Below are 14,598 nucleotides of genomic sequence, written 5' to 3' on the forward strand. Positions count from 1 at the left end.
TTGATAATGTGGATTAATTCTAATTTACCGAAATTAGGTTAATCTCAAAAATAAGTACTGAACCTCCTGGAATACCTCTGTAAGCGTAGCTTCCATATCCTAAATGGGCAGGTATCAACAGTATTCCGGTTCCGCCTTCCTTAAAATACGGAATACCTTCCGTCCAACCTTTTATCACTTGATTCAAACCTATCGAAATGCCGGCAGTAGTGCTTTGGTCAAATATTTGTCCATTGAGAAAAGTTGCTTTGTAGGCAACAGTTACATTAGAAGTGGCAGTGGGTTGGGCTCCAGTTCCCGGTTCCTTGATGACATAATACAAGCCAGTGTCGCTTCTTTGGGCAGTTAAGTTATTGGTGGTTATAAAATCGCTAATTTCTTTTTCATTTTGGACAGTGTAATCAACTGGTTCGGGTACTGCTGTTGAATCTTCTTTGGTGCAAGAGACAAAAAGAGTTAAAATCAGTATTGAAGATAGTAGGTGTTTCATTGGGGAATGTGTTTAAAAAATGTGTAAATATGTTTAAAAAAAGTGCAAATATAACAAGTTTTCAGGATTTGAAATCATTCCCTCGCAATATGTTTATGCAGATATTGTTTTTTAACTTCTTTTTTGGAGTATTTTTTTACGCTGTTTTTGAATGGATTTATTTGTCAAAAAAATAGGATTTCAAGGTTTTGTCCATCTTTTTCCAAACTATCTCGTTTGCGTACACAGTATTTGATTTTGTTGGATTTACGTGATTTCAAAAAAAACGATTTTTTTGAAAATTAATGCATTTTTTTCTTTAATTATAAGCCAGTTTTCTCCATCTTTGTAAGGAGAAAAATAATTTTATCCAATTTTTTCAAGCACACAAAAACGTATAAAACATATCCTTATATTAATTTTAATAGATGAGTACAGAAATTAACCCCAATCAAGAACCAATCAAGCAAAGTAGAAAAGATACTGTCCAGTATATAAATCTTCAATTAGCCTCATTAGGACAACCTATTTATCAAGATGACGAAAATGCTGCAGAGCAATTTTGCAATCCTAAATTTCAAGCCTTGACCAACGGTTTGATTAAAAGTTTTCGAGAAAAATCTCGATTATTGTCCAATCATCTTTCACCAGCCGATACCAGAATCCAAAACTTTCTGAATGATTATCTCAAAGAGCTGAAGTTCGACAAGCCTTATGTTTTGCCAAACGATACTTTGGTGTTGACGCAAAGCGGTCATGCAAGAGAATTGAGCTTGCCACCTAACGGAAAAACTTTTAAGGGGCAAGATGTTACTTCCTATAGAATCAAGCAAGGGATTTTGAACAACCCAACGAATGACAAAAGAACCACGGTTGGTACTTTTCATATTGTGGAAGGAAATTTGCCGGTGCCTTTGGATAAAAAGGAAGTGCCTAAAATTGCTTTTGCCCATTTCTTGAACGCGGCATTCAGTCCTCCAGAGGAACTGAAAATAGTGCCTTTTACTTCCAATCAGTCAGCCAAAGCCAAATTAATCGTTTCCTTGTTGATGCGACCAATGGTTTGTCCTGAAGTGAAAGGGGTTGTTTCAAAAAAATCAATGGAAGTTCGCTTTTTTGCGCCTGGAAGTTTGGTGAGTAACCTGGATTTTGTGGAAAATATTTTTGGAAACGCAGGAGATCCTTATCTGGCCCAAAATGATGCGGCTTTGGATACGGAACATTGGACAGGGCACACGGGTTGTGTCATTCTTGCGCCACAATTGCGTTTGTTGAAGAAAAAAGATATTGGCTTGCCGCATTTTGATAACGCTACGGATCGTCAAAAAAGTGAGGGAATGTGCTGGAAAGACGAAAATGAACTGTATAATAACGGAGGTGCATTTAAAGTGACTTGCCGAGACGATAGAGGAGTTGTCGTGACCATTATTGCCGACAACTATTATGGTTATTCCAAAAAAGAAATCAAAACGCAAATCAGTTATTCTGCCAATTTATTTGGGTTGGTGGAAGAAGAACATTCTGGAGGAGCCATAGCCTATCCTAGAGGTGTCATGGGCGACATTGTTGATGGAAGCACTTTTTCAGGGAAATTCGGGAATCAATATAATTTTGAAGAGGTGAAAACTTTTCTGGGCGACAGAATCGATGTAAAACAGGGGAATTATGCAGTGGACAAAAAATATCCCAACTTGGTTTATATTCCAGAGAATGCGCATATCAATACCAATACCAACAGCATTACCTGGAATTATGACAATGCAGAACAAAAATTGATTTTATCTCCAAATAAAACCTATGTTCATCCAACGGGAAATAAATTCAAATTGGAAAAACACAATGCCATTGCTTTGTGGCGAATCGTGAATACTTCCCCAGAAGGTGTTTTTTGCCATAAACCTTGCACGGTTTCGGGTGGTGGCAAGTCCGAGATTTCCAAATCGATGCAAAATGCCATTACGTACAATGCCTTCAATATTTTGGATATTGACGAAGATTTTAAAAAAGCGGATGAAATCATAGAATACAATTATTCCAACAGATGGAAAAAACGTGATGCTTCATTGCCGCCGTCAAGAACCTTTTTGGACGAAAGAAGAACTTTGGGTTCTGCAGTAAAATTATTGACACCTTCGGAAGAAAACAGCGATGAATTTAACGCATTCATTAAAAACATCCCGGTTCACATCAGATCGTTGGTATTGTTTGTAAAACGTTTGTACCGACAAGATCATGCTGCCTTGAACTGGAAAGATTGCATGTCGGTTGAAATCATCAACGGCAAAAACGGTACGGGTTTACAATACAACAACACGCCTGTTGTGGGAAGTTACGTTCGTATCGGCTTCAACCAAAAAGGGGTGTGGTTGTTGAATAAATTGAGATCTGATTTTTCTGCTTGCCAAAAAATCCAGATGGAAGACGATATTTCGGCTTCCATTACCTTGCCAAGAGCGCAGTTCAAAAACTTGAATCCCGAATACACCAACCCAAGTTTGAAAGTGGTTGCCAACTGCGAATCGCATTTGTTCCAAAGACCCGACGAAGCCATCATAAGAGGCTACGATAAAGGCGCAGAAAAAGATATCGTGAGCGACAATGTATTTTTGACCAATTACGAACTTTTGACGAAAAAAGATGCTATCGAAATTTTTGAAGATACCATCAATTATGATAAATATACGCAGCCTGTAAAAGATTTAATTCTAAGTATTGTCAATAGTCCAAACGAAGAGGAATATTTTTCATTGCCTTCCCACACCCGAATCGTGGATGGAGAACCAACGAAAAACCCGCGTTATTTGGAACCCAATATTTTTATCGATGAAACCGAAGCCAGTTATTTGGGCGAAGTCGGGGTTCGTTTGTACCGAAAAATTAAATCGGAAGATCCTGTCATCAATGTGGTGAACGCCGTTTTGCCGGGAAGAAGAAACAACCCGATAGACAAAAAAGCGGGCATTCGTCCGTTGGCGGTTTATAATCCAATCCATTATCAGGAAACCCCTGAATTGTTCATGGATTTTATTTGCAGCCTTACCGGAAAATCGCCTTCGACTACAGGAGCCGGTTCCGAAGGTGCCTTGACCAAAGGCCCTTTCAACATGATGACGCCAACATCCGACTTGAACAATGCCTTGCTGTCGCACATTTTGACAGAATCCAATGCTTTTAGCACGGCAGCTGGTTATGTGGGTGGAGAAAACAAGGTAGATCACGACATCAGTCTTTTAATACCGGAAATTTGGGCGCGATTAAATGCCAAAGATCGCGATCCAAAAGTATTGATTGCCAATGGTTCCTTGGAAAAACTGGAAGATTTTGAATATCAAGGCAAAAAAGTATTGGCCAGTAGATTGGGGTATCGCATCACGAGTACTTTCTCGTTGTTGTGCTTGAACCGTCTATTTGATGAACCGAATGCTGTTTTCAACGAGAAAATGTTGAAACCCGAACTCCAAGGAATCGAAGATTACGTGGATGGAATTGCCAATATTGTCGAAGCCCAACAAAAAGTGGCCTTGAGTTATTTTGAAGACGGAAGCATCGAGGCTGCCATTCCACCATTGAAAATATTGTTGCACATAATGGCTTACGGGACTTATGAAGGCAAAGAGATGAGCGATGCCGGATTGAGAAGTTATTTCGAAAGAGAGTACGTAATCAACAGCGATTGGTACAAAGAGCGATTGAAATTGAAGCAACAAAAAGACATCAATTTCTACACCAATCAAATCAGCTATTTGGAGCGTTTTATTTCCAATGCCGAAAATAACTTGTTGGTTGCAGAAATGGATTTGAACACGCGCTTGCAAAACGTGAAAAATATGCTGGAAGTGGCCAGTTCACCCGACTATATCAACAGTTTGGTGGGAACCATCGGAGCCGATCCATTGTATAGAAAATAATCCGAAAGGATTTTAATTTAAAAATCGTCCAAGAAGTGATTCTTGGACGTTTTTTTGTTTTTGGAATAATGGTAAAATCCTTTGCCTGACGGCTAAAAGTGAATTTTTACTATCTGTGTTCCGTAAATTTGGCGTGCATCCGATTAAGGATCTATGTTGACTTTCAAACCTATGGAAACGAGAGTTTCATCTTGTAAAAAATAGGAGTCCGTCAGATTTTCGCTGAGTTGAAGTTGGATGAATAATTTAACATTCTCAAGGCCTGCTTGCAGTGTTAAGGCGGGTTCGATTAACCAATAGGAATTATTGGCTTTCAAGTATTCAACGTCATAATAATTTCCGTTAACAGAATTGTAATTTAGGTTGGCCAATCTTCCAGATAAAGAAGCGATAAAGTATTTGCTGGTAAAACTGATAGAGGGTTGTGCGCCAATACGGAAGAAATTGGCATTAATGTTAGTACCGTCCTCTTCATATTTTAAACCACCAAAGGCCAATAGTCCATAAGTTTCAAAAACAACGTGTTCTGATAATTTTTTGTAATAACCAGGGCCAAATTCCACAAAATAACCAGAACCATTTGAGCTGCCTTCCGAAGATTTCACCCTGTCGGCATTCAGTTGCAAGGCAATTTTGTCGGTCAATCCATACGCACCTTGAAATTCAAATCCGTCGGTGCTTTCCGAAGCGTTGAGGCCAAGAGTTAAATTGGTTTGGCCTTTTTCTTTTATTACGGGCACATTTTGGGTATTCGGCACATAATAAACAGGGGCACATCCAATTAATGTGGCACAAATTGAAAGGATAATTATATTTTTCATGGCTAAAAGTTTTAAATTCATTTCAAAGTTAGAATGATGAATAAAAACTAATATCCAAGATTATGTAAATGAGGGAAATCCGGACAAATTGGATAAATCCGGATAATTTTAAATTTCTTTAAAAAACAGAAAGCTACAACTTTTTAGGGCTGTAGCTTGTGTTTGTGGTCACAGAATGCAATTTGCTCTTCGAAGTCTCCCGACTTTGTAGCTACAACAATTTGCAATTATTACAATTCTAAATAAACTTAGAGAATTGTAAAAACATATAGGAATGGGTGCGAAGTCGAGAGATTTTGCTCAGCTGGGTTAGGATGATTAAAGTTTACTTTACACTATATTTTGTTTTGTTTTGAGTTCCACTGCTTTCAAAAAGTTGTAATTCAACTCCTTTTTTTAAATCTCTGCTGGCGGTTGCCGAAGACAAATCCTTGAAAGTATTCATGTAATCTTTTCGAGTAAATTCTTTGATGCCAAGTTTTAAAAAATAATCCAGTCTGTCGATGTCTTTCAAAATTCTATTGTTGTAATTCAGTAAATTGCCCAATGATTTATCAATTACCTCCAACATATATTCAATAAATAAAGTTGATTTTCCCGATTTGTCGCTCATCGCCAAGGCTTGGTAATATTCATTCTGTGTTTGGCTAATCAAGGTTTCAAATGGTAAAAATTCAAAAACGGGATATTCGGACATTAAAATTAAAGTCTGCCACAGTCTTCCCATTCTGCCGTTTCCGTCGAGAAAAGGATGAATAAATTCCATTTCATAATGAAAAACACAACTTTTTATTAAAGTGAGTTCTTCGGAATCTTTCACATATTCAAATAAATCCTTCATCAAATACGGAACATTTTCATACGGAGGTGCAATGTGTTCCACTTTCGAACCTTTCATTATTCCGACACCTTGCTTCCTATATTTTCCGGCACTTTCAATTAGACCTTGCATCAATTCCTGATGCGCTTTCAAGAAACTTTTATCCGAATCCAATTTATAATCTTCCAGCTTTTCATAAACTCGGATGGCGTTTAGTACTTCCAATACTTCCTTTTCGGGACCAATTACTCTTTTGTTTTCAATTAAGGCGGTAATTTGTTCCTCGGTCAATGTGTTTCCTTCAATCTGCAAAGACGAATGGATGGTTTTGATTCGGTTTTGTTTTCTTAATTGAGGCGATTGTTTGGTCAGATAATTGGCATTGACTTCTCCAATTTTTTCAGAAATGGCAGTAATCAATTTTAATATTTTGGGACTAATGTCGTAAGGCGGCTTCATTGATAGTGTCATTTGATAGTATCAAAAGTAGGTTTTTTATTTGAAATGGCAATTGTTTGGGAGTATTGTTAGTTAATAACAATTTCTAAAAAGTTGTTATGGAACATCGGAATGGGTACGAAGTCGGGAGACTTCGCACAGCTGGATTTTTATTGAGGTTTATCTCTTCCAACAAATTTTTCTTTTCCCAAAAGGAAGTTGATGGCTCTTGCAATATTTCTGTCAAGAGTTTCTTTGGTTTTCAATCTGGCCAAATAACGCACAATTTCATTTTTGCGGGAAGCAGACAATTGTTCGAAAACCAGATTGGCTTCCTGGTTTGCTGCCAAAGCTTTTGCAAAATCATCCGGCATCTCGATGGCGCGGCTTTCGGGGTCGAATGTAATGGTAAGTGTCACGATTTCTCCAATTCGTTTTGGCGAATTCTTCAGCATGATGGTATTGATGTAAAGACGCCATTCGCCACTATAACGAACCAACGTTTGTCGATATGGATTATCATTGATGGTGCCTTTTATGGGAATGAATCCTTTGTCTTTTCCGGCTTGCTTAAAAATGATTTGAAGAATGGCATCAGGAACAAAAACAAAAGGATTTATTCCGATGATTTCGATTTTGGCTTCGAATTGTGGAGTCTCGTTTTGTTCCATTTTTAGCTTTGTGATGTAGTTCTTTACTGCTCTCGTTTGTGGGCACAGAATGCAATTCTGCGCTAACGCCGTGAAGAGATATCTGCGCGGTTGGGGACGAAGTCGGGTGACTTCGTACAGTAAATCTCTGCTTGTCTGGGTGGCTATTATATATATGATCTGTCGCGATAGTTTTTATTCTAATTTAGGCAAATAATTTTTAAGTGCTGTAATAATTTCGTTTTGTTGATTACCTTTCAAAAGGCGAACCAATAGTTTACCATACTCGCCATTAGTTAAGCCAAAAATGCTCGAAATTCGGTTTGGTAGAGATTTTCTATTGTATAATAAAAGTAATTGTTCTATATCTCTATTGTCTATTGCGGATTGATATTGTACTCTAGCTGTTTCATATGCAAGAGGAATATTTATTCTGCCAATCGTTGTGTTAAATCCGTCTACTAATCCTTGTTCTGAGTTTGATTCTTTTGAAAAAGCTCCCAGTTTATACTCGATTATTTTTTCGGCTTTTGAAGATACTTGCGTGTTAAATTCAGTAGATAGTGCATCAATAAGGAAGTTAATTACTTCATTAACTTTAATATCTGCATCTAAATGTAGATGGTTAGATATTATTCTTATAAGCGGCTCAATACAAAAGAGGTTTTCAACTTCTGCAACAGAAATAGTAAAAATACCATGCTTCCTAAGGATTGTAATTTCTTCTTGTTCTTTATAGTCACTATCGATGATGCCAAATGCTGTTAAATGGTGTAATTCAGTATTCTCCCTAAACGCTTTTGTTGCCTCTATAACTTTTGAACCACCACCTCTTGAAATAATATGGAAATTTGGATAAACTAATTGATAAATGGTTGAATCTAATTTTCCCATTTCCCCTTCGCAAAAAATTACATTTTTTCTATTTCCTATGATTTCCAACATTAAACTTTCAGGTATATTATCATCTGAAGGGATTTCTTGCCATAACCAGCGGTTTTTACCATTATATTCTTTTATCCAGAATTTGGAAGCATCTGTTCTTGAAGTTGCAAATTCTAAGTCATGTGTGATATATATAATTAGTTTGTCCTGTGACAATTCTTCTATTTTATTCCATAGTTTGTCAACGAGTGATTTATGTATATGAATTTCGGGTTCATCTACAATTATTATAGAATTAGAAGGAGCACATAGGCATTGACCTATTAAGTAAAGAATCACTCTTTCTCCATCACTCATATCTTTTCCGTGATAGTTATCGCCACTCGAAGTAGAAACGGTTATTTTACCATCATTAAAGGATATGTTTCTATGTGGTAAAAGACTATTCCAAATCTTAATAATTATATCAATTGGGGAGTTTGGTACGGAAATATATGTCTGAGTCTGTCTTGTTTGCTGTGTATGTATCCTATCTCTTTCAGATGATTTAGCAAATAAAAGTGAAAGTAATTTTTCGTAATCATTCAGTAAAAAAGTAGCTGGGTCTTTCCCCCATCTGAATGTTGTTTTATATTGTAGGGTAGGATAATCAGCATTTCCAAATTTCAAGGCGTTTTCAGCCTGCTCCAAATTCTTGATTGGAGCAAATTCGGGAATATTTAAAGCTTTTTGTGCACTGATTCGATGAACATTCATATTAGACGAAACTAATTGTTCAACATATACTCCAAACCTAGTCTTTCCGGCGCCATTTGCTCCGATTAAAACAATGTTGCTTTCTGTTTGAATTACTTCTTGACCACTGGTTCCATCTTTTTTAGGAAAAATTATATTATAACTCATATTTTTTAATAATTCCCATCTATCATAATATTTAGGATGGTTTGGTCAAACAAACGTTACTTTTCTTTTGCTAAAATAGCAATAAAAGATTACAAATCATTGTACTAACTATTATATTTTTATAAAACAACAACCCCAACAATTTCAGTATTACTACTAAAAGTGTTGGGGTATTTTTGTGTCATTTCGACGAAGGAGAAATCACATATAGAGAGCAACTAATGAGATTTCTCCTTCGTCGAAATGACAAATGGTATGCTTTTTATCCTTCTATTTTTGCACTCAGCTCAAACCATCTCTCTTCTTTTTCTTCTATTTTTTTAATGATATTTTCCAGTTCTTTGGCTTTGGCAGCAATATCGGCGTCGGCTACTTTTCCGTCAGAAAAGAGTTGTTCAATTTTGGCTTTGTTGCTTTCTAAATCCTTGATTTCTTTCTCGATTTTCTGGAATTCTTTTTGCTCGTTGAAAGTCAGGTTTCCAGTTGGATTGTTTTGTTTCCAGTCTTTCTTTTCTGCTTTGTTGTCTTCTTTTTGGGCAACATCGGCACTGTCTTCGTAAGACCTGAAATCAGAGTAATTACCGGGGAAAGTTTCAATTTCGCCCTGACCCCTGAAAACAAATAATTGATCCACGATTTTGTCCATAAAATAACGGTCGTGCGACACCACAAGCAAACAACCCGGATAATCCATCAAGAAACTTTCGAGTACATTCAAGGTCACGATATCCAAATCATTCGTGGGCTCATCCAGAATCAGGAAGTTCGGGTTTTGGATTAAAACGGTACATAAATACAATCGTTTCAACTCGCCACCGCTCAATTTTTCTACATAATCGTATTGTTTTTTGGAGTCAAAAAGAAAACGTTCCAGCAATTGTGAAGCAGAAATCAATCTGCCTTTTGTCAACGGAATGAATTCCCCATATTCCTTGATTACGTCAATCACGCGCTGTCCCGGTTTTGGGTTGATTCCGCTTTGGGTATAATATCCGACTTTTATAGTTTCGCCAATAACTACTTTTCCAGAATCCAAAGGAATGGTTCCTGTCAACAAATTCAAGAAAGTCGATTTTCCGGTTCCGTTTTTTCCAATGATTCCGATGCGTTCGCCACGTTGAAAATCAAAGCTGAAATTATCCAAAATTACGTGATCCTTGAATTTCTTGGAAATCTTGTGAAGCTCGATAATCTTGCTTCCCATTCGTTCCATGTTGATTTCAAGTTCGACCTTGTTCTCCCGACGGCGACTTTGTGCTTTTTCCTTAATCACGTAAAAATCATCCTGACGCGATTTCGATTTGGTCGTTCTCGCTTTCGGTTGGCGACGCATCCATTCCAATTCTTTTACAAACAAGTTTTGGGCTTTGTCCACACTCGAATTTTCGGAGGCGATTCGCTCTTCTTTTTTCTCTAAATAATAGGAATAGTTTCCTTTGTATTGGTATATTTTTCCGTTGTCCAATTCGATGATTTCGTTGCAAACACGTTCCAAAAAGAAACGGTCGTGCGTCACCATAAACAACGTGATGTTTTCTTTGGCAAAATAACTTTCCAACCATTCGATCATCTCCAAGTCCAGGTGATTTGTGGGCTCATCCAGAATCAACAAGTCGGGACGGTTAATCAAAATGATGGCCAGCGACAAACGTTTTTTCTGTCCACCCGAAAGGTTTTTTACTTTCAGTTTGAAATCTTCCAATTTCAATTTGAACAAAATTTGCTTGTATTGGGTTTCAAAATCCCAGGCATTGTGCTGGTCCATTCCATCAAAAGCTTTTTGGTAAGCTTCTTCATCTTCCGGATTTTCCAATGCTTTTTCGTAGGCCTGAATCACTTTCAAAGTTTCATTGTCCGAAGCGAAAATACTTTCTTCAATCGTCAATTCGTCCTGCAATTTATTGTCTTGCGAAAGAAATGCCATTCTAATGCTTTTGCGAAGCACGACTTGTCCAGTATCAGGTTCGTCAAAACCATTGATGATGTTCATAATGGTGGTTTTTCCGGAACCATTTTTGGCTATAAAAGCAATTTTTTGGTCTTTGTTGATTCCGAAGGATATGTCTTTAAAAAGCGTGCGCTCTCCAAAAGATTTTGAGATATTTTCGACTGATAAGTAATTCACAAGTGTAGTTTTTTTGCAAAAGTAAGCTTTTATAACACTATTAACGAAATAGTTTATTTTGAAACGGAATTGGGTTTGTAAAAAAGCAGATTTATTTTGTGAACCATATAAGGCATATAAGGTCATTCAGGTTCTGGTTGAATCTTTATAAGATGCTTATTCACCCTGTTTCCATATGTTGAAAATAATTGCACCCAGCGGGTTACTTATATAATTTTAAGGCGTAAATTTATTTGATTAAAAAACTTGTTATGAGTGATATAGCCCGCCGATTTCCCGAAAACCCACTACTGATGCCTAAAGATTTACTGCCAAGCAGTAGTGAATTGCAGATAATCAGCCTGCTGAATCCGGGTGTTTTTGTGTATGAACAAAAGACGTGGCTTTTAGTACGCGTAGCGGAAGGTGTTGTGCAGAAGGAAGGCGTCGTGTTTTTTCCTGTCATGAATCCGTTGGGCAAAATAGAAATCATCGAAATACCACTCAACGATCCCGATCTGATAGCGAGTGATCCACGGGTAATTCAGTATAAAGGACTGGATTATCTCACAACGCTTTCGCATTTGCGGTTGTTGTGCAGTGATGATGGGGTTCATTTTTATGAACCGCTGGAAAACTCATTAGTAATGGGTATTGGTTCGCTGGAGAAGTTTGGAATAGAGGATTGCAGGGTAAGCAAATTAGCCGAAACCTATTACCTGACTTATACGGCAGTTTCAGAGAATGGTGTTGGCGTTGGATTGCGCACTACGAAAGACTGGAAAACTTTTGAAAACAAAGGAATGATTTTTCCGCCACATAATAAGGATTGTGCCTTTTTTGAGGAATTAATCAACAATAAATTTTACGCTTTGCATCGCCCATCAAGTCCACAAATTGGCGGGAATTATATTTGGATAGCCGAATCGCCAGATGGTGTACACTGGGGGAATCACAAATGTATCGTGAAAACCCGAAAGAATATGTGGGACAGTGGAAGAGTGGGAGCAGGAGCAGCACCAATCAAGACTGAACAAGGATGGCTGGAAATCTATCATGGTGCCAATGCCGAACACCAATATTGTCTGGGGGCATTCTTGATGGATAGTGATGATCCTTCAAAAGTTCTTGCCCGCACACTGGATCCAATAATGGTTCCCACAGAAAATTACGAATTGAACGGATTTTTTGGTTATGTCGTTTTCACCAACGGACATATTGTAGACGGCGACAAGTTAACGGTTTATTACGGAGCTGCAGATGAATTTGTTTGCGGTGCCCATTTTTCAATTGCGGAAATTTTATCGGCTTTGAGTTTTAACGAGGAAATATAAAGGGATATTAGTAGATTATTTTGAGAAATATTTTTCAAGCTAAAACTTAGATGACCTTAGATGTCTTATATGGTTTAAATTTTTTAATTGTCTTGAGAAGACTAATTTTTTAAAAACGAACCCAAATCTACCGTAGATATTTGTTGGGCAATATTTACAAACGGCTTTCTGATGAAGGATTCATTGGTCACATAAAATAGTTTGCCGTCTTCGGTAGTGACTCCTTCGATTTGATGAAAAGGAAATGACAGCCCTATTTTTCGTTGGTTTCCAGTCGAAAAATCGTTGTTTTTATAATTGTACAACAAGTATAAAAAAGGTTGCAGCATTTCCGAATAACCACTAAGCACGATTCCTTTTCCCGAACCTAATAATGTTGCTCCGGTTATCAAACCTTCCACATTCAGGGTTTCTTTCAATTGGGCGATGTGGTTTCCCGGGATTTTGGGCAAGACATAAATGCTGGATTTATTTTGGTTCCATTGTTTGGTAAACAAGTAAATACTGTCTTTGGAAACGACAAAGGCTTCACAGTCAAAATCGGTACTGTTTGCTTCTTGTAGGCTAAAATCCGTTTGATTGGAATAGGAAAAGGAGATGGTGTCAATTACGGGTTTGTTCAACAAGAAGGATTTTTTTTCGACTCTCAAAAGATGCAAATCTTTTCGGTTGCCCAGAAAATTATTCCCGAAATCGCCAACGTAAATGTAACTGCTGTCTTGCGAAATCTCTTCCCAATCAGTATTGATTACTTTTTCGAGCTTGATTTTCTTTTGGATTTTTCCTTTGGAATCCAATCCGTAAATGGTGGTGTCCAAGTTGTCGTTGTGGGTCCACAATAAATTGTCGAATGGTATCAAACCAGAAGTTTCCATCAAGGAATTCTCTAATTTCAGTGAAGTGTTTGGTTTGATTTTGGCGGAAGCATAAACACAACTTCCGTCATTGGTCGTGGCATTCGGATCAAAATTTTTGGCAAGTGCATCTGTACAACCCGAAATTTGACCGTAGGTTGCCGTGGTGAATAACAGGAAAAATAGAATTACTTTTTTCATTTATTAAACATATAAGTCATATAAGATATTTAAGTTTAAAACTTATATGGCTTATATGGTTTAGATTGTATTTTCAAAAGTAAGTTTTTTAAACGAATGTTGTTTAAATAATGATTATATTAGATTTAAAAGGTTTCAATTTTAATAAAAAATATCAAAATTATGTTTCATTCAAAAATAGCGGGATTGGGATTTTACGTTCCAGAGAATGTGGTAACCAATGATGATTTATCCAAAATAATTGACACCAATGACGAATGGATTCAGGAACGAACCGGAATTCAGGAGAGGAGACATATAAGACCGGGAGAAGACACGACGACAACGATGGGCGTCAAGGCAGCCAAAATTGCCATCGAACGTTCTGGAGTTGCCAAAGAAGACATTGATTTTATCGTTTTTGCCACGCTCAGTCCCGATTATTATTTTCCTGGACCGGGCGTTTTGGTACAACGAGATTTGGGATTGAAAACCGTTGGTGCCTTGGATGTAAGATGTCAATGTTCGGGTTTTGTGTATGCGATTTCGGTTGCCGACCAATACATAAAAACTGGAATGTACAAAAACATTCTGGTCATTGGATCCGAAGTGCAATCACAAGGATTGGATATGACGAATCGTGGTCGAGGTGTTTCGGTGATTTTTGGTGATGGAGCAGGAGCAGCCGTTTTAAGCAGGGAAGAAGACCTGACCAAAGGCATTTTGTCCACCCATTTGCATTCCGAAGGAATACACGCCGAAGAATTGGTTTTGAAAGCACCGGGAATGGGAGGGCGTTGGGTTACCGATATTCTGGCAGACAACGATCCCGATGATGAAAGTTATTTCCCTTACATGAACGGTCAATTTGTGTTCAAAAATGCCGTGGTGCGTTTTGCCGAAGTCATCAACGAAGGCTTGGAAGCCAATAATTTGCAGGTTTCGGACATCAACATGCTCATTCCGCATCAGGCGAATTTGAGAATTTCCCAATTCATCCAAAAGAAATTCAATTTGGATGACGACCAAGTTTTTAGCAACGTCCAAAAATATGGAAATACCACTGCGGCTTCCATACCAATTGCTTTGACCGAGGCTTGGGAACAAGGCAAAATCAAGTCGGGTGATCTCGTGGTTTTAGCTGCTTTCGGTAGTGGATTTACTTGGGGTAGCGCAATTATTAGGTGGTAAAAATAGATTTCAGATGGCAGGTTTCAGACTGCTATCTGAAA

Annotated in this window: 10 protein-coding genes; 3 read left to right on the top strand and 7 right to left on the bottom strand. The window is 37.7% G+C overall.

Translation table 11 applies throughout. The annotated features are described in order from the left end of the window. Positions 1 to 19: 19 nt before the first annotated feature. Complete coding sequence (locus BUC16_RS06170) at positions 20 to 490, bottom strand: FKBP-type peptidyl-prolyl cis-trans isomerase (RefSeq protein WP_073368952.1); 471 nt, start codon at positions 488 to 490, stop codon at positions 20 to 22. 407 nt (positions 491 to 897) lie between these two features. Between BUC16_RS06170 and BUC16_RS06175 the strand changes: the two genes are divergently transcribed. After that, positions 898 to 4,377 (top strand): PPi-type phosphoenolpyruvate carboxykinase family protein, encoded by a 3,480-nt coding sequence (locus BUC16_RS06175; RefSeq protein WP_073368955.1) that lies wholly within the window; start codon positions 898 to 900, stop codon positions 4,375 to 4,377. A gap of 143 nt (positions 4,378 to 4,520) precedes the next feature. On the opposite strand, the gene BUC16_RS06180 is transcribed toward BUC16_RS06175, so the two are convergent. The 5 genes from BUC16_RS06180 to BUC16_RS06200 form a co-directional block, all read right to left on the bottom strand. Beyond that, the gene (locus BUC16_RS06180) at positions 4,521 to 5,198 is read right to left on the bottom strand and encodes a hypothetical protein (protein ID WP_141226094.1); all 678 of its coding nucleotides are present in this window, start codon (positions 5,196 to 5,198) and stop codon (positions 4,521 to 4,523) included. A 325-nt stretch (positions 5,199 to 5,523) separates the two neighbouring features. Beyond that, complete coding sequence (locus BUC16_RS06185) at positions 5,524 to 6,477, bottom strand: Fic family protein (RefSeq protein ID WP_073368958.1); 954 nt, start codon at positions 6,475 to 6,477, stop codon at positions 5,524 to 5,526. A 149-nt stretch (positions 6,478 to 6,626) separates the two neighbouring features. Then, positions 6,627 to 7,127, bottom strand: a complete 501-nt coding sequence (locus tag BUC16_RS06190) for a YdeI/OmpD-associated family protein (protein ID WP_073368960.1) — start codon at positions 7,125 to 7,127, stop codon at positions 6,627 to 6,629. 174 nt (positions 7,128 to 7,301) lie between these two features. Beyond that, complete coding sequence (locus tag BUC16_RS06195; protein WP_073368962.1) at positions 7,302 to 8,894, bottom strand: DUF4435 domain-containing protein; 1,593 nt, start codon at positions 8,892 to 8,894, stop codon at positions 7,302 to 7,304. A gap of 262 nt (positions 8,895 to 9,156) precedes the next feature. Next, positions 9,157 to 11,019, bottom strand: coding sequence for an ABC-F family ATP-binding cassette domain-containing protein (locus BUC16_RS06200; RefSeq protein ID WP_073369500.1), 1,863 nt, complete (start codon positions 11,017 to 11,019; stop codon positions 9,157 to 9,159). Positions 11,020 to 11,270: 251 nt separating this feature from the next. On the opposite strand from BUC16_RS06200, the gene BUC16_RS06205 reads away from it, so the two are divergent. Next, complete coding sequence (locus tag BUC16_RS06205) at positions 11,271 to 12,332, top strand: glycoside hydrolase family 130 protein (protein ID WP_073368964.1); 1,062 nt, start codon at positions 11,271 to 11,273, stop codon at positions 12,330 to 12,332. 101 nt (positions 12,333 to 12,433) lie between these two features. Here the strand turns inward: BUC16_RS06205 and BUC16_RS06210 are convergent, their stop codons facing one another. After that, positions 12,434 to 13,387 (bottom strand): hypothetical protein, encoded by a 954-nt coding sequence (locus BUC16_RS06210; protein ID WP_073368966.1) that lies wholly within the window; start codon positions 13,385 to 13,387, stop codon positions 12,434 to 12,436. A gap of 162 nt (positions 13,388 to 13,549) precedes the next feature. Between BUC16_RS06210 and BUC16_RS06215 the strand changes: the two genes are divergently transcribed. After that, positions 13,550 to 14,557 carry a 3-oxoacyl-ACP synthase III family protein gene (locus BUC16_RS06215; protein ID WP_073368968.1) on the top strand — a complete coding sequence of 336 codons (1,008 nt, stop codon included), beginning with the start codon at positions 13,550 to 13,552 and terminating at the stop codon, positions 14,555 to 14,557. Positions 14,558 to 14,598 lie beyond the last annotated feature (41 nt).

It is taken from the genome of Flavobacterium fluvii (genome assembly GCF_900129545.1).
Taxonomy (GTDB): Bacteria; Bacteroidota; Bacteroidia; order Flavobacteriales; family Flavobacteriaceae; genus Flavobacterium; species Flavobacterium fluvii.

Excerpts from the sequence above, each read along its gene's own strand:
- BUC16_RS06175 (WP_073368955.1), top strand. The coding sequence starts at position 898 with ATGAGTACAGAAATTAACCCCAATCAAGAACCAATCAAGCAAAGTAGA.
- BUC16_RS06180 (WP_141226094.1), bottom strand. The coding sequence starts at position 5,198 with ATGAAAAATATAATTATCCTTTCAATTTGTGCCACATTAATTGGATGT.
- BUC16_RS06170 (WP_073368952.1), bottom strand. The coding sequence starts at position 490 with ATGAAACACCTACTATCTTCAATACTGATTTTAACTCTTTTTGTCTCT.
- BUC16_RS06215 (WP_073368968.1), top strand. The coding sequence starts at position 13,550 with ATGTTTCATTCAAAAATAGCGGGATTGGGATTTTACGTTCCAGAGAAT.
- BUC16_RS06210 (WP_073368966.1), bottom strand. The coding sequence starts at position 13,387 with ATGAAAAAAGTAATTCTATTTTTCCTGTTATTCACCACGGCAACCTAC.
- BUC16_RS06205 (WP_073368964.1), top strand. The coding sequence starts at position 11,271 with ATGAGTGATATAGCCCGCCGATTTCCCGAAAACCCACTACTGATGCCT.
- BUC16_RS06195 (WP_073368962.1), bottom strand. The coding sequence starts at position 8,894 with ATGAGTTATAATATAATTTTTCCTAAAAAAGATGGAACCAGTGGTCAA.
- BUC16_RS06190 (WP_073368960.1), bottom strand. The coding sequence starts at position 7,127 with ATGGAACAAAACGAGACTCCACAATTCGAAGCCAAAATCGAAATCATC.
- BUC16_RS06185 (WP_073368958.1), bottom strand. The coding sequence starts at position 6,477 with ATGAAGCCGCCTTACGACATTAGTCCCAAAATATTAAAATTGATTACT.